Source organism: Bacteroides sp. HF-162 (assembly GCF_015679285.1).
GTDB classification, from domain to species: Bacteria; Bacteroidota; Bacteroidia; order Bacteroidales; family Bacteroidaceae; genus Bacteroides; species Bacteroides uniformis.
Map to the genome: position 1 here is coordinate 2,183,853 of NZ_CP064937.1, position 22,339 is coordinate 2,206,191.

Here is a 22,339-nt window from a genome sequence, read left to right on the forward strand (position 1 = left end):
TACTGACTAATTGATATATGGCCAATAACAACGAAATAGAAAGACGGAGAACGTTTGCGATTATCGCGCATCCGGATGCCGGTAAGACGTCATTGACCGAGAAGCTGTTGCTTTTTGGTGGACAAATCCAGGTGGCGGGTGCCGTAAAGAGCAATAAGATAAAGAAGACAGCAACGTCGGACTGGATGGATATTGAAAAACAGCGTGGTATTTCCGTCACCACTTCTGTAATGGAGTTTGACTACCATGACTACAAGGTCAACATCCTCGATACTCCGGGTCACCAGGATTTTGCCGAAGATACCTACCGCACGCTGACGGCTGTGGACAGCGTTATTATCGTGGTGGACGGTGCGAAAGGTGTGGAAACGCAGACACGCAAGCTGATGGAGGTCTGCCGTATGCGTAATACGCCGGTGATTATCTTCATCAACAAGATGGACCGTGAAGCCAAAGACCCGTTCGACCTGCTGGACGAGCTGGAGGAGGAACTGCACATCCACGTGCGCCCTTTGACGTGGCCTATCGAGAGCGGTGTCCGTTTCAAGGGTGTCTACAACATCTACGAGCATAATCTTAACCTCTACCAGCCCAGTAAGCAGGTGGTGACAGAGAAGGTGGAAGTGGATATCCATACCGAGGAGCTGGACAACCGGATTGGTGCCCAGCTGGCCGACAAGCTGCGCGGAGAATTGGAACTGATAGACGGTGTTTACCCCGAATTTGATAAGGAGGAATATTTGAAAGGGGAGCTTGCTCCCGTATTCTTCGGTTCGGCACTGAATAATTTCGGTGTGCAGGAACTGCTGGATTGCTTTGTGGAGATTGCTCCCAGTCCCCGTCCCGTGAAGGCGGAAGAACGTGAGGTGGAGCCGGAAGAGCCTAAATTTACCGGATTCATCTTCAAGATAACCGCCAACATCGACCCGAATCACCGTTCATGTATCGCTTTCTGCAAAATCTGCTCCGGGAAGTTTGTACGCAATGCCCCGTACTTGCACGTACGTCATGGCAAGACGATGCGTTTCTCGTCACCTACGCAGTTCATGGCGCAGCGCAAGACGACTGTCGATGAGGCTTGGGCGGGAGATATTATCGGTCTGCCGGATAATGGTACGTTCAAGATTGGCGATACGCTGACCGAAGGCGAGGTGCTCCACTTCAAGGGACTTCCAAGTTTCTCGCCGGAGATGTTCAAGTACATTGAGAATGCCGACCCGATGAAGCAGAAACAGCTTGCCAAGGGTATCGACCAGTTGATGGACGAAGGTGTGGCTCAGTTGTTCGTCAACCAGTTTAACGGGCGTAAGATTATCGGTACGGTGGGGCAGTTGCAGTTCGAGGTCATCCAGTATCGTCTGGAGAACGAATACAGTGCGAAGTGCCGTTGGGAGCCGCTCAGTCTGTATAAGGCCTGCTGGATTGAGAGCGATGATGCGGCGGAGCTGGAAGCCTTCAAGAAGCGCAAATACCAGTACATGGCCAAAGACCGCGAGGGTAGGGATGTGTTCCTGGCCGACAGCGGATATGTGTTGCAGATGGCGCAGATGGACTTCAAGCATATCAAGTTCCACTTTACGAGTGAGTTCTAAGCTATATGATTTTGCTGACTCACGGCTGTAAATGATGCAGGTTGAAGAAAAAGAGGAGGTACAAAGTAATAAAAAACTTTGTACCTCTTTATTTATTGTGGGAAGAAAGTGTTACCTTTGTTTCTATTAATATGCATTGATTATGAAGACACTTGAAGTAAGCTCGTTCCTTACCGACTTTACACCTTACTTATTATAAACACAAAATTTCAAGATGAAACATACCTTCCTTTTTCTCCTGCTGACCTTCCTTTTAGGGCTGACAGCCTGCTCGAAACCTGCCGGTAGAACTTTGATGAACTACGAACAGGCCCTTTCTCATGCTGACTCGTTGGTGCAATGCGGTGCTGTCGACAGTGCCCGGGCCGTCCGCCTGATTTCCGGTTTGCACCGTGAATACAGTCAGATAAAGGAGCTTTCCGATGGCAGGCATGTGCGGCTGAAGCCGGTCAGTGGTTACGAACGTTTTTTCTGGGGAGTGTTTTCTGTGATTATGTTCAGCATTTCCGGTGCTATGCTGTTCAGCCTTGTCCGGTTCAAGAAAGAGCGCCACCACCGCAACTACCTTATCACCTTGAGCGAAAACGAACAGCGCTTGCGCAACAATGAACGCGAGCGCGAGGAACTGGAAGAATGCCTGAAGGAGATGTCGCTGACCGACGAAGAGCGCGAAGAAGTGCATAGCTCGCTGACGAACCTCATGGAACATGGCAGCCGTCTGGATAAGGAAAACGAGTCACTCCGCGCCCGTCTCAAGGAGTATGAAGACAACCCCCGTGCCCCGCGAACTGGAACTGTTGAGGAAAGAGGGCGAGCGTGTCCGGATGCTCGACGGGCAGGTGCAGGCGCTTGCTTCTGCCGTGATAGACGCAGACGAAGTGGTGAAGCAGTTGCGCATCCAGCCCAAATTCCTTGCGGACAGCCAGTGGAACTACTTGCAGAAGCTTACTGACAGAGTATACAAGGGCGCTTCCAAACGCCTTGTCATGCGCTTTCCCCAGCTTACGCCTGCCGACAGCCAGCTTTGCATGCTTATCCGCCTGCACTTCAGCAATGCACAGATTGCCACGCTCATTGCCGTGTCTCCCGCTTCCGTGTCCCAGCAGAAGTTTCGCCTGAAGAAACGGATGATGCAGGCAGATGGTGGACTGTTTGCTGATGGAGAGACGCTGGATACAGTAGTGTGCCATGTCTGAAATTTCGGATTGCAAGACAACAGTGACAAGGGTATGAAACTATTAGGTGGCATTAAGATAAATTAGGCCCGTAATTTCTTTACGGAAATCCTTTTCCGTATCTTCAAGTGGAATTTGTCAAGTCCGGCTAATTATGAGTTCATAAAAACGCTATCAAAGACGGTATCATAAAAAATGGTATTGTATATGGACCGAACGGATCGGGTAAAACAAACTTCAGTTTGGCCTTATTCGATATTGAGAACCATTTGTCGCCCAAATGGAAGAAGATAGATCATTATGTGAATTTTATTTATGCTGGAAAGAAGGAGGGAGTAGTCGGGTTCGAATATACATTTAGGTTTGAGAACGGGACAGTTGTCTATGCCTATTCTAAAAATGCCGGTGGTATATTAGTGTCCGAATCGCTTCGGGTGGACGATAATTTGGTTTTTGAACGGAAGAATGGTTCTTTTTGCATAAACAAGCAACAGTTTCCTATGGAAGAAACCATAGAGAATAACCTCGGAAGTAATGCAAATAACGGGTCGATAGTCAATTTCTTATAGACTTCCTACCCGTTGGGCAAAGAACACTGCTTGATTCCGATATTTTTATATGATTATTTTAGGGATATAGCCAATTTGTGTTGATTTATTAGGACAAAAAGTCGGTGATTTCCCTTGTTCTCAATCTGTTTTGCTACTAATATAACCTCGGTCTTATACTGAACCCTATTCAGTCGTATACTGAATGCCATTCAGTCTTATATTGAATCCTATTTAATCGTATACTGAATTACCCCCACTTCAGAAGGTGTTCTGGGAGGGGATGGACTGTGACGGTTTGATGGCTTGAAACGGATGCTTTTGGGATTTGAAATGTTGTTACAAAATGAAATAAGAAACTGATTGGTGACTTAAAAAATATTGTTATTCCTTGTTATTTCAATAGTTCGCTTTCTATTGGACTGCTAAAGAGTTGAATTGATTACGGATGAGAGCATAGAATCAAATTGCTCCATAATTAAAAATATCCCTCCAAAAGAAGTGAGTTTACCGGATTTTATGCTTATTTTTGTCATGCTTGTTGAGGATTTCTTGTGCTTTTTTTGCAGCACTAATTTAAGTGAATCTTCTGACATGGCAAAGTACTGGGCAATATTTTATTGCTCAGTATTTTAAATAATTGTTTTGTAAAGTGCCGCGGAACTAAGGTCTGATAGAACGAGGATGAAACATTCCAAATTAATAAACAATATAAACGAACGTGTAGTGGATGACATCAAAGGACGGTTATCCAAAGGTACTTTTGTGTCTATTGCTGCGGCTTCATTCTCCATCTATGCCTACGAAGCATTGAAAGAAGAATTGGAGCAAGTGGAACAATTGCGTTTCATTTTCACGTCTCCTACTTTCATCAAGGACAAATCAAAGAAAGAGAAACTTAAAACATTAGAAAACAATTAAGAAACAAGATATATGACTGACATATTAAAACATTTGGATTTGAACTCCGCAGACGGAACGCAACTCAATCTTGATGCGCTCTATCAGATAGCACCTTCGGCATTTACCGAAGTACGTGATGACAAGACTGGTGAAATCTCCCGAAAGGTAAACTTCGAGGTGCTTCGCCGGTTGCTTGGCGACTATGTCACAGACGGCGATGGCGAGATGTATCAGTTTACATGGGTAGGTAAGAATGCCGCTCGTGCGGAGGCTGCCAAACCAACCGATAAGACATTACGCCCGGTGGTGGAAGATTCCGTGGATTGGGACAATACGAAGAATATCTATATCGAAGGTGATAACCTGGAAGTGCTCAAACTCTTGCAACGCTCATATATGGGTAAGGTGAAGATGATTTATATCGACCCACCCTATAATACTGGCAATGACTTTGTGTATCATGACGACTTTGCTCTCACTGCTGCCGAAGAGGATTTCAAAGCCGGCAATGTGGACGAGTTGGGCTATCGCTTCAGGAAGAATTCCGATACGAATGGTAAGTTTCATTCGGATTGGTGCAGTATGATTTATAGTCGTCTGCTGGTGGCTCGTTCTCTGCTCACGGAGGATGGAGTTATCTTTATTTCGATAGGTGATGATGAGAATGCAAATCTCATCAAAATATGTGATGAAGTCTTTGGCGAGCATAATTTCATTGCTGATATTTGCCATAAGCATAGAGCCTCTGTTTCTAATGATAGAATAATATCTGAAAATCACAATCACATTGCGTTTTATGCCAAAGAAATAAATGAGGTGTTTGCTCAACAAAAGAATATAGGAGAAGACCCAGTATTAGACGGATTTGATCGAGAAGACGATAAGGGAAAATATAAATTGGCACCTGTAGATGGTCCTGGTGGAGCAAAGAAAGGTAATCCTTTTTACGAATTTATGGGTGTTGAAGGATATTGGAGATATTCAAAAGAGACCATGCAGAAACTGTATGATAATGGACTGCTTATTGTCACAGAGAACAATCTCCAGAAGAAGTATTACGAAGAACAGGCTCGACAATCAAGAAAAAAAGTTACGACTTGGTGGGATACAGATTTCTTAACTTCTTCCGCAACTTCATATCTTCAGAAATTAATGGGCTGCAAAGCATTCGACAATCCCAAAAGTATAAATCTCTTGATAAGGATGCTCAAGATGATGACTCATTTTGATAAAGATGCACTTATTCTCGATTTCTTCTCAGGCTCTGCCACCACTGCCCATGCTGTAATGCAACTCAACGCCGAAGACGGAGGTAACAGAAAATATATCTGCGTTCAGCTTCCCGAAAAAACACCAGAAGATAGCGAAGCACGTAAGGCAGGCTACGCCACTATCCCTGAGATAGCCAAAGAACGCATCCGTCGTTCCGGTGCAAAAATAAAAGCAGATTCCTCGCTTACTACCCAAAACCTCGACACTGGTTTCCGTGTCTACCGCCTTGACGAAAGCAACTACGAGAAAGTATCACTTTCACCCAAGGAATACAAGCAAGACCAGCTTGACCTCTTTGCCTATAATATCAAGCGCGATCGTACTGACCTTGACCTACTCTATGGTTCGATGTTGGCATGGGGTGTTCGCTTGGATTTGCCCTTGCAGACAGAAACCATGGACGGTTGTACCATCTATACTGTCAACGAAGGTGAACTTGTGGCTTGCTTTTCCGAGGGCATTACCGATAAGGTAGTAACTGCGATGGCCGACAAGAGTCCCTTGCGTGTACTTTTCCGTGATGCCTGCTTCAAGGAAGATGCTCAGAAAATCAATATTTATGAGCAGTTCAAGCAATCCTTGGATTGGTCGGATAATGATGCGTTTAATAATATCAGAGTAATTTGACGTGTCCATGGAAGAGAACAACAAAATACTAATCTATACAGACAATGGCGGTCTGACAAAGATAGATGTGAAACTTGAGGAAGATCCTTTATGGCTTACTCAAGCGCAGATGTGCGAGCTGTATCATACGAGTAAATCAAATGTAAGTGAGCATATTAAGCACATTTTCGAAGAAGGCGAACTACAAGAGGACTCAGTTGTTCGGAAATGCCGAACAACTGCCACAGATGGTAAGTCATACATGACAACCTTCTATAATCTTGATATGATTATCGCTTTACTTGATTTCGCAGAAAGCCAAGCCGAGAAAGAGCAACCCATGACCATGAACGATTGGGCAAACTATCTGGATCGCATACTCACCTCAACTGGAGAACAACTCCTACTGGATGGAGGCCTAGTATCCCATCAAGAAGCGATGGATCATGCCGCTACTGAGTATCGTAAATATAAACAGCGCACACTCAGCGATGTGGAGCAAGATTATTTGAACGCTATCAAGGCGATTAGTGACAAAAGTAAGAAAGGAGGCAAAAAGTGAAAATAAGATATAAACATCAACGCTTTCAAGCGGAAGCTGCCAAATGCGTGAGCGATGTGTTTCAGGGGCAACCCAAACACGATGGCAGCCGCACCTTCTTGAACAAGTTTGGTGCGCTCAACTTCGACGGTTTCGGCAATTTTCCCCTTGTACTTGACAATGAAAGCATTTGCGAGAATGTGCGTGGCATACAGATGGCAGAAGGATTGAATCCCGTGGAGCATCTGGAGGGAGACGGACGTACCTTTACCATCGAGATGGAAACAGGTACGGGTAAGACCTATACCTACATCAAGACCATGTATGAGCTGAACGCCCGCTATGGCTGGTCGAAATTTGTGATTGTAGTGCCAAGTATTGCCATCCGCGAAGGCGTGTTCAAGAGTTTTGAGAGTATGGCAGAGCACTTTGCTGGAGAATATGGTAAGCGCATGCAATACTTCATCTACAACTCGAAGCAGCTCGCTAAGATTGATGCCTTTGCTTCGGATAACGGCATTCATGCAATGATTATCAATACGCAGGCTTTCAATGCTTCGCTTAACGAGGATAAAAACAAGGAAGGTCGCGCAGGTGATTCCGCAGCCCGTATCATCTTCTCACGTCGTGATGAGTTCGGTTCGCGAAAGCCTATTGACATCTTGGCAAAAACGAATCCCATCCTAATTATTGACGAGCCGCAAAGCGTGTTGGGTACGGACAAAGGCAATGCCACACGAAAAGGTATCAAACTGTTTAACCCGCTCTTTACCTTACTTTATAGTGCCACGCACCGTGAAATATTCAACCAAGTATATCGCCTCGATGCCATCGACGCTTACAACAAGAAGCTGGTGAAAAAAATAGAGGTACGCAGTGTGCATCAAGTGGGTTCTACAGCTACCAATAGCTATGTCTATCTGGATGAAATCGTCATTAGCAAAGGCAATCCACAAGCTCGATTGGGCTTCGATGTCAAGACTGCCAATGGCACACGCCAGACCATTCGCTTGGTCGGCGAAGGGTTCGATCTTAAAGAGCAAAGCGGTGGTTTGCAGGAGTATGCCAATAACTTTAAAGTGGAATGTATAGACGGATTGACCAATACCGTGCATTTCCTCAACGGACTGACGCTTCATCCCGGTGAGGTGGTGGGCAGCGTGAATGAGGATATTCTCCGTCGCCACCAGATACGTGAAACCATCAAGACTCATTTGGAACGTGAACGCCAACTTTTTGCTCGCGGCATCAAGGTGCTTTCGCTCTTCTTTATCGATCATGTGGATAGTTACCGCATCTACGGTAAGGACACGGCAGAGAAGGGGAAATTTGCACGGATGTTTGAAGAGGAATACCAACGTGCCTTGCAAGAGCTTATGTCTACCTTTAAGGATACCGCCTACACTCGCTTCCTTTCCAATCCGAAGAATGCGCCCGAAAACATTCACGATGGTTACTTTTCTATTGATAAAAAAGGGAAGAACGTGGAATCGAAGAATAAGGAAGGCGAAAACGAAGAACGTGGTTTCGACCTTATCATGAAGGATAAGGAACGCTTACTTAGCCAAAGTTGCCCCATTCGCTTCATCTTCTCTCACTCGGCCTTGAAGGAAGGTTGGGACAATCCTAATGTGTTCCAGATTTGTACGTTGAAAGATACCTCCAACGAAATCAAGAAACGTCAGGAGGTGGGTCGTGGTATGCGCCTATGCGTCAACGATAAGGGCGAACGTCAAGATGCCGACGTATTGGGTGACCATGTGTTCGACACCAATATCCTGACCGTTATTGCCAGCGAGAGCTATGACGACTTTGCCAAGAAGCTGCAAACCGATATGGCAGAAGCCTGTGCCAGCCGTCCGGTAGTGGTGACAGCCACACTGTTTGCCGACCAACTGGCACAGACACAAGATGGATACAGCATAAAGATTACGACCGAACAGGCCGTGGAAATCCACGAAGAACTGATAGTCCAAGGTTACATCAAGAAGGGCAAGCTCACGCAAAAGTACTTTGACGAAAAGAAAGCCGATTCGCTCCAGTTTGGTGAGGTGGAAAATCTACATTCGTTTATCATCAAACAGTTGGATAAAGTGTTCAATCCCGATGCCTTCAAACCAGCCAATGGACGTAATAAAACGGAGGCTCACTTAGTGAAAGACAACTTCAACAAAAAAGAGTGGCAAGAGTTGTGGCGGCGCATCAATACACGTACTTACTATAACGTGAGTTTTGAAACGTCAAAACTCATCAAGAGTGCCATTGATGCACTCGACAAGCACCTGAATGTGACAGAAATCCGTATTGTAGTGGAGAGTGGCGGTATGGAAAGCATCCGTGACCGCGAAGAATTGGAAGCCGGAGCAGCCATGAGTGCCGCTACAGTGAAAACCATTCGGGTAACGGAAGTTATTGGAGCAGAAGTAACTTACGACTTGGTAGGTGAACTCGTGCAATCCACCGGTCTAACTCGCCGCACCATTGTAGAAATGCTGAAAGGCGTTAATCATGCGACTTTCCATCAGTTCAAGCTGAATCCAGAAGAGTTCATCATCAAAGCCGGTCGCATCATCAACGATTGTAAGGCTATCTCGCTCATCCAACACATCCAGTATGAGAAATGTGCTGGAACTTTTGGTACTGGCATCTTTGAGGAAGCTACGCTGCGTGGTACACTTGGCAAGAATGCTATCGAAAGTACCAAGTCGCTTTACGATCTTGTAGTGGTAGATAGTGAAGGTATCGAAAAGAGTTTTGCCGAGTCGCTGGAAGCTGAGGATGATGTGGTGGTATATAGCAAACTGCCCGGTGGATTCTACATCAACACTCCGATGGGCAAATATAATCCCGACTGGGCTGTAGCTTTTCGAGAAGATTCCGTGAAGCACGTCTATTTCGTGGCAGAAACCAAAGGCAACGACATCGAAGTATCACAACTTCGCCGTGCCGAGGATGCCAAGATAGAGTGCGCCCGTCGCCACTTTGCAGCTATCAGCACTGGCGATGTGGCGTATAGTGTGGTGAAAACCTACCAGGATTTGTATAATGCAGTAACAAAGTAAAATCAGCCAAACACGTAGAGAGGCACATTCTCTCTATGTGTGCATTCTTTCTTTTCACTGGCATAAACTCTAAATGATGTCATATTGCAAAGAATAGCTTATGGTAACTATCTTGTAGAGACCGGAAGATATAGGTGCCTTCATTATCAGAAGTTTGCGTGTATAGCTTGTAGAGATTATCACCTTATTCTTCTTATTTCAGCTTTATTTCCCCCTTCTTCTTGTAGAGATGTTATTTTTGTAATTGTTTGTATTTGAGTGATTTATGAAAATTGGTTGTAGATGCCATTTTCTTGTTTTCCCTTGTTTCCCGCCCTAACTTTGCAACATCGAATTTGAGAAAAGCAGACGGCTGAATCGTTGAGGCCTCACGATGAAAACTTCTGCTTCTCGGGTGAGACAAGAGAAACCGGATATACATTATTAATTAATCATTTAAAACATTACGATTATGGCATTTTTTAAAAGAGTTCAGAAAAAAGTAAACGATTTGTGGTATCCTCAATCAGTAACCTGGGGCAAGGCGGTTACTACCCGTGAAGTGGCAGACGAGCTGTCTGTTCTTTCTACCGTGACCCGTGGTGACACGTATGCGGTGATGGAGAACTTGGGGCGTGTATTGAGCAATTTCATGGGGCAGGGACGTACTGTGAAGATAAACGGTGTCGGCACCTTCTACTATACTGCCACCTCTACTAAAAGAGGAGTGTCGACGGCTGCGGAGGTAAGCGCTTCGCTGATTAACGGAGTACGTGTCCGTTTTTTGCCCGAAGTGGAGCGTAATAGTGGCCGTCAGGTGATTACCCGCAGCATGGTGAATACGAAGATTGTTTGGGAAGAGTGGGGCAAGCTTCCTTCTTCTGACAGTGGCAATCAAGGTGGCAGCAACCAGGGCGGCAACGACGGCGATCAGGGAGAGAACCCGCTGGGCTGATTTTTCCCATCCCGCCAATTGCCTCTTTTCTTGACATAAATGGGGCATTATACACTTCCCGTACCACCTCTCCGGTAGTGCGGGAAGTGACGTTTTAGCATCTTTTATTATTTTTTACCACCTTTCTTTAACGGATAATCGCTAATTTCGAACGATTTTTTTTAAATCCTACGGAATAACTAATAATTTATAATATGGAAAACTTGAACATAGCACTTCTGCTAATGGTGGTAGGTATGGCAACAGTCTTTGCTATCCTGCTGATTGTTATCTACTTAGGAAAATGTCTCATTGCACTTGTGAACAAATATGCACCCGAAGAAGTGGTACCGGCCAAAGCTGCAGCAAATGGTCCTGCACCTGTCCCCGGTAATATTCTGGCAGCTATCAGTGTAGCCGTAACAGTAGTGACACAAGGTAAGGGTAAAGTTGCTAAGGTAGAAAAAATCTGAAATAATAATCTTATATAAAAACACACCGAATAATTTAGTATGAAAAAGGAAATTAAGTTCAGCTTGGTATTCAGGGACATGTGGCAGAGTGCCGGAAAATATGTACCCCGTGTTGACCAGCTGGTGAAAGTAGCTCCCGCTATCATTGAGATGGGTTGTTTTGCGCGCGTGGAAACCAATGGCGGAGGTTTTGAACAAGTAAATCTGCTGTTTGGGGAGAATCCGAATAAAGCCGTGCGCGAATGGACGAAGCCGTTCCACGAAGCCGGTATCCAGACTCACATGTTGGACCGTGCCTTGAATGGCCTCCGCATGAGTCCCGTGCCCGCCGATGTACGCAAGCTGTTCTATAAGGTGAAGAAAGCGCAAGGTACGGACATCACGCGTACTTTTTGCGGTCTGAACGATACTCGCAATATCATTCCTTCCATTGGTTATGCACACGATGCCGGAATGATTTCCCAATGTTCGCTCTGCATCACCCATTCACCTATCCATACCGTAGAATACTACACGAACATGGCTTTGAAGCTTATCAAGGCTGGTGCCGATGAAATTTGCATCAAGGATATGGCAGGCATCGGACGTCCGGTTTCCCTGGGTAAGATTGTGGCCAATATCAAGGCGGCACATCCCGATATTCCTATCCAGTACCATAGTCATGCGGGGCCCGGCTTCAATATGGCAAGCATTCTTGAAGTGTGCGAGGCAGGTTGCGACTATATTGATGTAGGTATGGAACCGCTTTCATGGGGTACAGGACATGCAGACCTGCTCAGCGTGCAGGCTATGCTGAAAGATGCAGGCTTCCAGGTGCCCGAAATCAACATGGAGGCATATATGAAGGTACGTGCCCTCATCCAGGAATTTATGGATGATTTCCTTGGCTTGTACATCAGCCCGCGTAACCGTTTGATGAACTCCCTGCTGATTGGTCCTGGACTTCCGGGCGGCATGATGGGCAGTTTGATGGCAGACCTGGAGTCCAATTTGGAATCCATTAACAAATATAAGGCAAAACGCAACCTGCCCTTCATGAAGCAGGATGAATTGCTCATCAAGTTGTTCAACGAAGTGGCATACGTCTGGCCGCGTGTAGGTTATCCGCCATTGGTGACTCCGTTTAGCCAGTATGTCAAGAATCTCTCCATGATGAACGTCATTGCTATGGAGAAGGGCAAGGAACGCTGGGGCATGATTGCCGATGATATTTGGGATATGCTGCTGGGCAAAGCCGGTAAGTTGCCGGGTGAATTGGCTCCTGAGCTTATTGAGAAAGCAGAGCGCGAAGGACGTAAATTCTTCACCGGCAATCCGCAAGACAACTATCCCGATGCTTTGGACAAGTACCGCAAGCTGATGAAGGAAAACAAATGGGAATTGGGCGAGGACGACGAAGAGCTTTTCGAATACGCCATGCACCCGGCTCAATACGAGGCTTACAAGAGTGGCAAGGCCAAGCAGGACTTCCTGGAGGATGTGGAGAAACGCCGTGCTGAACGTGACAAATCTCCGCTGGACGATGCCAAACCCAAGACGCTCACCGTGCAGGTGGACGGTCAGGCCTACCGCGTAACGGTGGCTTATGGTGACATTGACCTGCCCGCTTCGGCTACCGAGAAGGTGACTGCTCCTCCCGTAGGCGAAGGTCAGGATATTCCGGCTCCGCTCGAAGGCAAGTTCTTCTTGACGAAGAATGCACAAGAAACCCCGTTGAAAGTGGGTGACAAGGTGAAGAGTGGCGATCTTCTCTGCTATATCGAAGCTATGAAGACATACAATGCCATCCGTGCAGACTTTGATGGAACGGTTGTTGCCATCTGTGTCAATCCGGGTGACTCTGTTTCTGAAGATGATGTATTAATGAAGATAGGATAATGGAAGATATATTTGCAAAACTCTATGATATGACGGCCTTCAGCAATATCATTGCTGATCCGTCGTTCCTCGTGATGTATGCCATCGCTTTTATCCTGCTTTATTTGGGCATCAAGAAGCACTATGAACCATTGTTGCTGGTACCCATCGCTTTCGGTGTACTCATCGCCAACTTTCCTGGCGGCGAGATGGGTGTGATTCAGGCGGATGAAAACGGAATGGTCATGGTAGGCGGGGTGATGAAGAATATCTGGGAGATGCCGTTGCACGAAATAGCGCACGACCTTGGACTGATGAACTTCATCTATTATATGCTGATTAAGACCGGATTCCTGCCACCTGTCATCTTTATGGGGGTGGGTGCGCTGACGGACTTCGGTCCGATGCTCCGTAACTTGCGTCTCTCCATATTCGGTGCGGCTGCGCAGTTAGGTATTTTCACCGTACTGCTTTGTGCTGTGATGATAGGGTTCACTCCGCAGGAAGCGGGTGCGTTGGGCATTATCGGTGGTGCCGATGGCCCTACGGCTATCTTTACTACCATCAAGCTGGCTCCCCATCTGTTGGGACCGATTGCCATTGCTGCTTATTCTTATATGGCGCTGGTACCGGTCATCATTCCGATGGTGGTGAAGTTGTTCTGTACCAAGAAGGAATTGATGATTAACATGAAGGAGCAGGAGAAGCTGTATCCTTCGAAAATCGAGATTAAGAATCTGCGTGTATTGAAGATTATCTTCCCGATTGCAGTGACTACGATTGTTGCTTTATTTGTGCCTACGGCAGTACCTTTGATTGGTATGTTGATGTTCGGTAATTTGATTAAGGAAATCGGTTCTGATACAAGCCGCTTGTTCGACGCTGCTGCTAATAGTATCATGAATGCAGCTACCATCTTTTTAGGATTGAGCGTTGGCGCCACGATGACTAGTGAGGCATTCCTGAATTGGACAACCATCGGTATTGTGATTGGCGGTTTCCTGGCATTTGCATTGTCCATTACGGGAGGTATTTTCTTTGTGAAGCTGTTCAACCTATTCAGCAAGAAGAAGATCAATCCACTGATTGGTGCTACCGGCCTGAGTGCCGTGCCCATGGCAAGCCGCGTCTGCAATGAGATTGCAACGAAATATGACCCGAAAAACCATGTGCTGAATTACTGTATGTCCAGTAATATCTCCGGTGTAATCGGGTCGGCTGTTGCGGCTGGTGTATTGATTTCATTCTTGGGATAAACCTGGTCAGTAGGGGAAAGATAAAGAAACTCCGGCATGGCTTTACAAAGCCATGCCGGAGTTTCTTTATCTTTTTCGTTGAGGGGCATTTCATTCGCTGACCACTTTCCAATATTCAGCTACCGCCATCTTTTCCGCGAGATACGCATCAATCAGGTTGGTGTGTGCTTGTGTCCATGAGAGTTGTGCGGACAGTACATCTACCATGCTGGCTTTTCCTTCATTATAAGAGAAGGTGACAAGGTCTAGATTCTCTTCGGCAAGTGTCATATTCTCCCGGGCCGTCTTGACTTGCTGTTCAGTTTCCGTTAGCTTTGTGGTGGCTGCGGAGAGCTCTTCCAGAATATTGTCCGTTACATAGCTTTGTTGCAGCTTCTGTATGCCGATATAGGCTTTCTGTTGGCGGTTTGTCTTGAAGCGGGCTCCCCAACGGAAGATGGGGATGCTGACGTTGACCCCTGCGACGGGAGTATGAGGTACATTCTGCCCCATATAGGCGATTCCCGTATCCCAACCGGTAGCGAGAAACATGCTGACTTGTGGATTGTAGCGGCTGAGGGCGGCATGCCGTTGCGCTTCACTGCGGGCGATGTTCACGGAGGTACTGGCATATTCTGCCCGGCGGGGCAGCACATCATCCAGGCCCAAAGGGATGATGGAGGCAGTCGGTATATCTATTTCGGCTATGCTGTCTATGGGAGCGTCCGGTTCCGAGCCCATAAGGATATTCAGTTTTTGCAGGGCAAGGGTATGGTTTTGGCGTGCCTTGATGTACTGTAATTCGGCCTCCTTACGCCGGGTGGAAATCATCAGCAAGTCTGTGCGGCTGATGGCGCCGTCATCGAAGCGGTCTTGGATGATGTCGTACTGCTGTTGTACAATATCCTGAAAGGTAGCCGCGGCTTTCAGACCGGCACGGGCGGCAGAGGCATTCCAATAGACGGCGTCACTTTGATAGTGTATCTGGTCGAGGGTCAGTTCTGTGGTTAGTTGCTCCAGTGCCTCTTCGGTTTGCGCCACTTTCTTTTGGGCTATTAGGGAACCTCCGGTATAAAGCGGCTGCGTCAAGGTGGCAAGTGCCTGATAGGTATAAGGGCGGTAGTCTCCTTTCGGACTGTTCCATTGGTCCAGATGATTGAGATTGGCGGTACCCTCGGCGATGATGTCAATCTGGGGCAGGAAACCGGTGGAGGCAATCTTGCGTGCCTCGGTACTGGCGAATGTTTTCAGATGCTGTTGTTTCAGAATCTGGCTGTATGCTTCTACCTTGTCGCGGTATTCTTCGCGGCTCAGATATGCTTGTTGTGCCCCGGCATTCAGTCCGGAGCACAGTAATGATAGAATAAGTATCTTTGTTTTCATCATTCAATTGGTAAACTGTAAATTGTTGAATGTTCTCTCACTTGATTTTATGAATGGCGCAATAAGCCACCGGCAGCACGAATAATGTCAATGCCGAGGCTACCAGCAAACCACCCATAATGGTTGCCGCCATGCCGCCGAACATGGCGTCGAACAATAACGGCAACATTCCCAGGATAGTGGTACCCGATGCCATAGCCACCGGGACAATACGGGTGGTCGTTGCACTGATAACGGCTTCACGCGGTGCTTTCCCGGCAGCGGTTTCCGTATCAATCTGGTCCACCAGCACGATGGCATTCTTGATATTCATTCCAATCAGCCCCAGCAAGCCGAGGATGGAGAAAAAGTCGAATGATTTTCCCAATACCACCAGTCCCAGTACAATACCTATAAAGATAAGCGGCAGCATCAGCAGGATAACAATCGGTTTCCGGTAGCTGCGGAACAGAAACAGCAAGGTGACGAACATAAGGAAGAATGTCAGCGGCAGGTTAGCTGCCAGTGCGGCATTGCTTTCTGCCTGGCTTTCCTGCTCTCCGAAGTATTTCATGGTGTAACCTTCGGGCACTTCAATCTCCTTCTGCACTTGCTTCCATATACGGTTGAAGGCGGCAATGGCATTCACACCGCGGCGTGGGTCGGCCTGCGCCATCATCACCATCTGCCGGTTGTAGTCTTTCACATTGGAGAACTTGTACTGGAAGTCGAACCGGCTGACGACTTGTTCCAGAGTGGTTGTTTCGCGTGCAGTGCCGAATACGGGGAGTGTACGCAAGTCGTTGATACGGAAAGAGTCGATGGTTTTATCCTTCAACAGAATGGGGAGTACTTGGTCTCCTTCCCTGTATTCTCCAAGTGTCATGCCGTTCGTACCGATCTGGATACTCTGTGCCATGCTTTGACGGGAGATACCCAACGGTTGTGCACGTTCCTGACTGTAAACGGGATGCCATACCGGTATCTTATTGCCCCAGGAGTTGCGCACGTTGATAAGTTCGTCGTTACGGTGCATGATGTCCAGAATCTTGTTGGTCAGCATGACCAGCGTATCCGTGTTATTGCCGATGAACCCGATTTCAATGGCGGCATCTACGGCAGGGGAGAGCTTGAACAACATGGTACGGGTGATGGCATTGGGATAGTTGGCCTTCATGTAGGCATCAAGGTTCTTTTCCTGTTCCTTGGTATATTTGCTGTCCGTTACTTCCACCAGGATATTGGCGAAGTTAGGTTTGGGGCCGACGGAAGTGGAGGCCAGATAGTAACGCAACGGTGTGCTGCCGAATGTGACGGATACCCGTTTCACTTCCGGCTGCTGCATCAGATGGGCTTCCACCTTTTTCATTTCGGTTTCTACTTCGCGGATGCTGTACCCGTCCGGATAGAATACATCTGCCCGAAAGTAGGGTTTGTCCAGAGAAGGGAAGAAGTTCTGGGGCATCAGTCCCATGACGAAAAGGGAGAGGATGAACAGTGCTGTAATGCTGCCAAGGGTCAACGCCTTCTTGCGTATCAGTGTGCCGAGGATGGAGGCGAATTTATGGTAGAAAGGCTTGTCGTATGGGTCTTTACCACCATCTTTTGCCTTTGCTTTCAGTATGAAGTTGCCGAATGTAGTGGTTTGTGTCAACGCCAGCACCCAACTTAATCCCAGGGAAATGGCCAGCACTACGAATAGCGGTTTCACGATTTCGGCTACGGAAGAGGGAGCCAGATACAGTGGCAGGAACGAACAGATGGCAATGAACGTTGCTCCCAGTAATCCCCATTGGGGACTGGTGGCACCGTCTATCAGCGCTTTCCGGCGGTCGATGCCGCGGGCAATGGCAATCTGGGCATTATCTGTCACCACGATGGCATTGTCCACCAGCATTCCCATGGCTATGATAAATCCGGCGAGGGAGGTCCGGTTCAGACCTACGCCAAGAAACGACATAATGAGCAGTGTGCCTCCGATAGAGAATATAAGGGAAGAGCCAATCAGTACTCCTGCACGCATGCCCATCACCAGCATGATGATTACAATCACAATCAGGATGGATTCTATCAGATTGATGATGAACCCGTTGTTGGCTTCTTGGGCAATCACGTTTTCGGGATACAGACTTTCCAGTTCCAGCCCCACGGGGATGAGGGGCATGAGTTCGGCAAGCCTCCGGTCTACCAGTTCACCGGTTTTTACCACATCCTTTGTAGGGTCTGTGGAGATGCCGATACCGATGGCGCGCTTTCCGTTGACGTGCATGATATTGCCGGGAGGTTCCATGTATCCCTTTTCAATGATGGCGATGTCGCCTAGCTTGACTTGTCCGCCGGAGGTAGTGATAACCTGGTTGCGGATATCATCGACAGTCGTGTAGGTACCGTTGGCCACGATGCGTAACTGTTGTTCTCCAGCACTGATTTCACCCGTATTGATAATCTGGTTCTGCGATTGCAGCAGGCTGGCCAGCTGCTTGGGGGCGATACCCATTCCTGCCAGCTTGTTTACGGAGATGAATATATGGATGACCTCTGTCTGTGTACCGAAAAGGGCTACCTTCATCACACCGTCTGCCGTGATGACTTGTGTCTTGATTCGTTCCGCCCAGTTTCTCATTTCTTCATAAGAGAAACCGTCGTCACCCACCAGGCCGTAATAGATGCCGAAAACGTCTCCAAAATCATCCGAGACGGTCGGCACAGAAGAGCCTGCGGGCAGTTGGGGCTGTATGTTGAGCACTTTGCGCCGCAGTTCGTCCCACTTCTGCGGAATGGATGCGGCAGAGAGTGACGGTTGCAGTTCGAAGGTTATCTTGGAGAGTCCGTACATAGACTCTGACTTTATCTTGTAGACGCCGCTCATCGACTGTATTTCTCGGGAGATGGGTTCGGTGACGAGCCGTTCCACTTCTGCCGGCTCCGCTCCCGGGTAGCGTGTCATGATGACTGCCGACTTGATGACGAAAGGTGCGTCTTCCTTCTTTCCCAACCTGCCGAATGACAGTATGCCGCCGATAAGCAGCACAGCCAGAAAGAAGTAGACTATCTTCGTGTTGTCTAATGAATATTTGGCTAGATTCATGTTGTTTAATTATCAATTATCAATTTTTACCTTTTCTCCTTCTGTCAGCTGGTATACTCCGGCCGTCACAACGGTTTCTCCCGGTTCCAGCCCTTTAGAGATAAGCAGGTTTGCCTCTCCCGTTGGAGAATAAACGCTCACTTCGCGACGGCTGACTTTATTACCTTCCACCACCCATACATACGTTTTCTGGTTTTCACTGTTACCGAATACGGCACTTAACGGTACATTCATCAGCTTTTCTTCCAGGAAGGGAGTGACATCCGATGCCAGCTTTATTTTGCATGTGAATCCCGGTTTTACGTCATAACGTGCACGGTCAAAGTGCGGGTCGTCAATTGTTATTGTCACCGGAATACCCGTTCCTGCTGTGGAGATGTCAAGATACTCTTCCATTCTGGCATCGAAAGCCTCTGCGGGGTAGCTATCGAACACCACCTTGAACTTTACGTCCTTGGCACGGAGCAGATAGAGATAATCATCCGGTACGGTGAACTTGACTCGTAGTTTCTGTGTATTTACCAGTAGTACAACCCCTTCTCCCGCATTGACACGCTGATAGTTCTCTACCAGCCGTTTTTCGATGGAACCGTCGAAAGGGGCTGTCAGCCGCGTATCCCGTATATTGTTGCCGGACAACTCGTAGGCGGATTTTGCTTTCTGATAGTTGGCTACGCTGATTTCGTATTCCTGCACGGAGATAGCCTGGCGGCTAAGTAGCCGTTTGTTACGTTCCACTTGTGCGGCAGCTGTTTCGTAGGCAGCTTTGTCGGCTGCATATTGCAGGGAGATGTCGCGTGGGTCGATGGCGGCAATCAGTTGCCCCTTCTTTACCCGCTGTCCCTCTACAACCGGGAGGTTGATGATTTGTCCGCTGACGCGGAAGGCAAGTCTCACATATTCCACGGCTTCCACCATTCCGGAGAAGTCTTTGTGGATAACCGACTGTGAACTGACTTGTGCAGTCTTCACCGGTCGGATAAGGGTATTGCTACCCTTTTGTTTTTGCCCGCACGACGTGATGAGCAACGTCGTGACCAGGGCGAAAAGAAACATTTTTTTCATTGGTAAACAAGTATATAGTTATTCGTTCAGGTATATATAAAAACATAAAACCGGGAAAACAACCAAATGTTCTCCCGGTTATAGGATAAATGATGATTTAATGTGCCAATATGGTTAATTACATGAGCACATTAATTTTTAATTCCGTCCCCCGTTCCAGCGTATATGGGTGTCCGTAGACTTGTATGTCCACTTTGCTGCCTGCTGTAAGCGAGATTTCGATTTCTTTTCCTACCCGTATGTGAAGTGTGTTTTTCAGATAATTCACCTTGAATGAATAGCTGTCCCATTTTTGCGGTATGACGGGGGAGAAACACAATGTCTCCTTCAGCACCTGCATACCTGCAAATCCGCGTACAATGGCCAGCCAGCTGCCGGGCATACTGGTTATGTGCAGACCTTGGTCCGCTTCGTTGTTGTAGTCGTCCAGGTCAAGCCGCGTGGCATGCAGGAAAAGCTGGTAAGCTTTTTCCACTTTGCCGATGCGTGCAGCCAGGATGGAATGGATGTGGGGAGAAAGGGAGGATTCGTGTACGGTCATCGGCTCATAGAACTCGAAATTGCGGCGGACGGTTTCCGTGTCGAAATAGAAATAATAAAGGTAAAGTCCGAGCAACACGTCGCTTTGCTTGATGTAGCAAGAGCGCAGAATGCGATCCCATGACCAATGTTGGTTGATGGGGCGTTCTTCGGCAGGAATGTTATCTGTACTTTCCAGTACTTTATCCATATAGCCGTCATTCTGGATAAAAATTCCCCGTTCCTTGTCTTCCGGCAGATACATGTGTTCGATGATGTCTCTCCACCGGGCGCTTTCCTTTACTTGGTCGAGATTGGTGATGCGGCGTATGCGGGCATATTCGTCCGGATATTGCTGTGCTATCATTTCCAGAAAACGGAGGGTCATCTTGAGGCATTGTATGCAGGAATAGTTGGTGTACCAGTTGTTGTCCACATTGTTTTCGTATTCATCCGGGCCGGTAACTCCCAGTATGACATATTTCTGTTTGGGTTGGGAGAAGGATACCCGTTGGCTCCAGAAGCGGCTGACGGCAATCATAACTTCCAGGCCATATTGGGCGATATAGTCCATATTACCCGTCAGTACTGCATGCTGAACGATGGCATAAACAATGATATTGTTGCGATGGATTTCCTCGAAGGTTATTTCCCATTCGCTGTGGCATTCCTCTCCGTTGTTGGTTACCTGCGGAAACAACGCTGCACCGTCCTTGAAACCCAGTTTGCGGGCGTTTTCTATGGCCTTGGGAAGCTGGTTGTGCCGGTATGCCAGCAAGTTCTTTGCAATCTCTTTGGGAGTGGAGAGCAGAAAAAACGGTACACAACACAATTCCGTGTTCCAATAGGTATTGCCGCCATATTTTTCTCCGGTGAATCCTTTGGGGCCGATGTTCAGGCGCGGGTCATCTCCCCGGTAAGTCTGATACAGCTGGAATATGTTGTACCGGATACCTTGCTGTGCTTCCGGGTCCCCTTCGATGACGACATCCGTTTCGTCCCAGATTTCCTGCCAGGCCCTTCGATGCTCTTCTACCAGCGTATTCCAGCCTATGTTCTTGGCTTCGCGTGCCTCGGTCATGGAGTGCTCCACCAATTCACTCCGTTCGTGGTAAAGAGAAGAAGCGATGGCGGTGTATTTGATGAGTGTCACGTTGTCTCCGGGTTTTACGTCGGCACCTACGCTGAAACCGGTCTGCTTTTCCTTTTCTATCCGTATGGGATTGGCAGTGGTTTCCTTGTTGTTTTTGAAGAATTGGTAAGTCATGGCGTAGCACACTTGTGCATCTTCCCGGCGGGTCTGTGTCCAGAGGTAGGCACAGTCGCTGGTAGAACCGGAACGCAGGATGTTCCATATTTTCAGGTTCGGCAGGTCGGCATCGTCCACGATATTCCCGTCAAGGATGGGCACGAGTGAGATTCTACCGGTATAGTTGATGGAGGACACACTGTACTTGATGAGACAGAGGTTGGGTCTTGCCATATCCGTGATGTGCTCTATATGGATGCGGAGCTGGTTTCCCCGGGGAGAGGTCACCTCCATGTCCCGGTAGGAGATACCCTCTTTCATGTCGAGGCGGCGGTTGAAGCTGTCGACATCCCAGCCTGCCAAATCGAGTTCCTCATCGATGAGGCGCAGGTTGATACGGCTCCAGTCGGCAGCCTTGGGTATGCGGGTGTAATATGGGGGAAATCCGTTCTTCCACCATCCTACGCGGGTTTTGTCCAGGAAAGTGATGCCGGCCACAAATGAACCACGGTAACTGTCACTGCTGTAAGGCTCCTCAAAATACCCCCGTTGCCCGAAACGTCCGTTTCCGAGACTGAATATACTTTCCGACATCCGTTGACGGTCGGGGTGGAATTGGTCTTCGATGATATTCCATTCATCGGTCTTGAGGTATTTCTTCATGACGACGTGTTTTCTGTAGTTATCGCCGTAAAGTTAAGCAATATGCGGAAATAAAGAAGAAAAGTAAGGACAAAAATAAAGAAAGGCAAGGAAAGACATCAAAAAGACACCGGGAAAGTATCGTTCCTTGGTACCGAACGATGCTTTCCCCGGTGTCAGGTGGAATGTTGCCCGGTGTCGGTCAATATTTCCGTCTCAGAGTACTTCGGGGGTGAT

The 22,339-nt window shown here is 47.7% G+C and carries 15 protein-coding genes and 1 pseudogene; 12 read left to right on the forward strand and 4 right to left on the reverse strand.

Features of this window, described 5'->3' with window-relative positions; translation table 11 throughout:
• The first annotated feature begins 17 nt into the window (after nucleotides 1–17).
• The 12 genes and pseudogenes from ITJ87_RS08765 to ITJ87_RS08815 all read left to right on the forward strand — a co-directional run bounded on the left by ITJ87_RS08765 (nucleotide 18) and on the right by ITJ87_RS08815 (nucleotide 14,198).
• Complete coding sequence (locus tag ITJ87_RS08765; protein WP_035449555.1) at nucleotides 18–1,592, forward strand: peptide chain release factor 3; 1,575 nt, start codon at nucleotides 18–20, stop codon at nucleotides 1,590–1,592.
• A 214-nt stretch (nucleotides 1,593–1,806) separates the two neighbouring features.
• Nucleotides 1,807–2,544, forward strand: coding sequence for a hypothetical protein (locus ITJ87_RS08770; protein WP_370540410.1), 738 nt, complete (start codon nucleotides 1,807–1,809; stop codon nucleotides 2,542–2,544).
• Complete coding sequence (locus tag ITJ87_RS18975; RefSeq protein WP_370540411.1) at nucleotides 2,471–2,788, forward strand: helix-turn-helix transcriptional regulator; 318 nt, start codon at nucleotides 2,471–2,473, stop codon at nucleotides 2,786–2,788. The genes ITJ87_RS08770 and ITJ87_RS18975 overlap by 74 nt, the downstream gene beginning before the upstream one ends.
• Nucleotides 2,789–3,009: 221 nt before the next feature.
• Complete coding sequence (locus ITJ87_RS08775; protein WP_181980933.1) at nucleotides 3,010–3,336, forward strand: hypothetical protein; 327 nt, start codon at nucleotides 3,010–3,012, stop codon at nucleotides 3,334–3,336.
• Nucleotides 3,337–3,999: 663 nt separating this feature from the next.
• Nucleotides 4,000–4,212: pseudogene (locus ITJ87_RS08780) on the forward strand (type III restriction endonuclease subunit R); the annotation flags it as partial.
• A gap of 36 nt (nucleotides 4,213–4,248) precedes the next feature.
• Nucleotides 4,249–6,117: a site-specific DNA-methyltransferase gene (locus tag ITJ87_RS08785; RefSeq protein ID WP_117601162.1), complete on the forward strand. Its 1,869-nt coding sequence runs from the start codon at nucleotides 4,249–4,251 to the stop codon at nucleotides 6,115–6,117.
• A 7-nt stretch (nucleotides 6,118–6,124) separates the two neighbouring features.
• Nucleotides 6,125–6,658: a RhuM family protein gene (gene rhuM / locus ITJ87_RS08790; protein ID WP_117966268.1), complete on the forward strand. Its 534-nt coding sequence runs from the start codon at nucleotides 6,125–6,127 to the stop codon at nucleotides 6,656–6,658.
• The gene (locus ITJ87_RS08795; protein ID WP_195690889.1) at nucleotides 6,655–9,699 is read left to right on the forward strand and encodes a DEAD/DEAH box helicase family protein; all 3,045 of its coding nucleotides are present in this window, start codon (nucleotides 6,655–6,657) and stop codon (nucleotides 9,697–9,699) included. Before rhuM ends, ITJ87_RS08795 begins: the two co-directional genes overlap by 4 nt.
• 451 nt (nucleotides 9,700–10,150) lie before the next feature.
• Nucleotides 10,151–10,633: an HU family DNA-binding protein gene (locus ITJ87_RS08800; protein WP_035449543.1), complete on the forward strand. Its 483-nt coding sequence runs from the start codon at nucleotides 10,151–10,153 to the stop codon at nucleotides 10,631–10,633.
• A 194-nt stretch (nucleotides 10,634–10,827) separates the two neighbouring features.
• The gene (locus tag ITJ87_RS08805; protein ID WP_117966265.1) at nucleotides 10,828–11,085 is read left to right on the forward strand and encodes an OadG family protein; all 258 of its coding nucleotides are present in this window, start codon (nucleotides 10,828–10,830) and stop codon (nucleotides 11,083–11,085) included.
• A gap of 39 nt (nucleotides 11,086–11,124) precedes the next feature.
• Nucleotides 11,125–12,963, forward strand: a complete 1,839-nt coding sequence (locus ITJ87_RS08810; protein WP_117601165.1) for a biotin/lipoyl-containing protein — start codon at nucleotides 11,125–11,127, stop codon at nucleotides 12,961–12,963.
• A complete protein-coding gene (locus ITJ87_RS08815; protein ID WP_117601166.1) occupies nucleotides 12,963–14,198 on the forward strand; it encodes a sodium ion-translocating decarboxylase subunit beta in 1,236 nt (411 codons plus the stop codon). Before ITJ87_RS08810 ends, ITJ87_RS08815 begins: the two co-directional genes overlap by 1 nt.
• A 90-nt stretch (nucleotides 14,199–14,288) precedes the next feature.
• On the opposite strand, the gene ITJ87_RS08820 is transcribed toward ITJ87_RS08815, so the two are convergent.
• From ITJ87_RS08820 to ITJ87_RS08835, 4 genes are all read right to left on the reverse strand, one after another.
• Complete coding sequence (locus ITJ87_RS08820) at nucleotides 14,289–15,563, reverse strand: TolC family protein (RefSeq protein WP_117966263.1); 1,275 nt, start codon at nucleotides 15,561–15,563, stop codon at nucleotides 14,289–14,291.
• Between the two features lie 34 nt (nucleotides 15,564–15,597).
• Complete coding sequence (locus ITJ87_RS08825) at nucleotides 15,598–18,627, reverse strand: efflux RND transporter permease subunit (protein ID WP_117966261.1); 3,030 nt, start codon at nucleotides 18,625–18,627, stop codon at nucleotides 15,598–15,600.
• Between the two features lie 12 nt (nucleotides 18,628–18,639).
• Nucleotides 18,640–19,692, reverse strand: coding sequence for an efflux RND transporter periplasmic adaptor subunit (locus tag ITJ87_RS08830; RefSeq protein ID WP_117966259.1), 1,053 nt, complete (start codon nucleotides 19,690–19,692; stop codon nucleotides 18,640–18,642).
• 118 nt (nucleotides 19,693–19,810) lie between these two features.
• The gene (locus ITJ87_RS08835) at nucleotides 19,811–22,123 is read right to left on the reverse strand and encodes a family 65 glycosyl hydrolase domain-containing protein (protein WP_117601170.1); all 2,313 of its coding nucleotides are present in this window, start codon (nucleotides 22,121–22,123) and stop codon (nucleotides 19,811–19,813) included.
• Nucleotides 22,124–22,339 lie beyond the last annotated feature (216 nt).

Excerpts from the sequence above, each read along its gene's own strand:
- ITJ87_RS08765 (WP_035449555.1), top strand. The coding sequence starts at position 18 with ATGGCCAATAACAACGAAATAGAAAGACGGAGAACGTTTGCGATTATC.
- ITJ87_RS08770 (WP_370540410.1), top strand. The coding sequence starts at position 1,807 with ATGAAACATACCTTCCTTTTTCTCCTGCTGACCTTCCTTTTAGGGCTG.
- ITJ87_RS08785 (WP_117601162.1), top strand. The coding sequence starts at position 4,249 with ATGACTGACATATTAAAACATTTGGATTTGAACTCCGCAGACGGAACG.
- rhuM (WP_117966268.1), top strand. The coding sequence starts at position 6,125 with ATGGAAGAGAACAACAAAATACTAATCTATACAGACAATGGCGGTCTG.
- ITJ87_RS08800 (WP_035449543.1), top strand. The coding sequence starts at position 10,151 with ATGGCATTTTTTAAAAGAGTTCAGAAAAAAGTAAACGATTTGTGGTAT.
- ITJ87_RS08805 (WP_117966265.1), top strand. The coding sequence starts at position 10,828 with ATGGAAAACTTGAACATAGCACTTCTGCTAATGGTGGTAGGTATGGCA.
- ITJ87_RS08810 (WP_117601165.1), top strand. The coding sequence starts at position 11,125 with ATGAAAAAGGAAATTAAGTTCAGCTTGGTATTCAGGGACATGTGGCAG.
- ITJ87_RS08815 (WP_117601166.1), top strand. The coding sequence starts at position 12,963 with ATGGAAGATATATTTGCAAAACTCTATGATATGACGGCCTTCAGCAAT.
- ITJ87_RS08820 (WP_117966263.1), bottom strand. The coding sequence starts at position 15,563 with ATGATGAAAACAAAGATACTTATTCTATCATTACTGTGCTCCGGACTG.
- ITJ87_RS08825 (WP_117966261.1), bottom strand. The coding sequence starts at position 18,627 with ATGAATCTAGCCAAATATTCATTAGACAACACGAAGATAGTCTACTTC.
- ITJ87_RS08830 (WP_117966259.1), bottom strand. The coding sequence starts at position 19,692 with ATGAAAAAAATGTTTCTTTTCGCCCTGGTCACGACGTTGCTCATCACG.
- ITJ87_RS08835 (WP_117601170.1), bottom strand. The coding sequence starts at position 22,123 with ATGAAGAAATACCTCAAGACCGATGAATGGAATATCATCGAAGACCAA.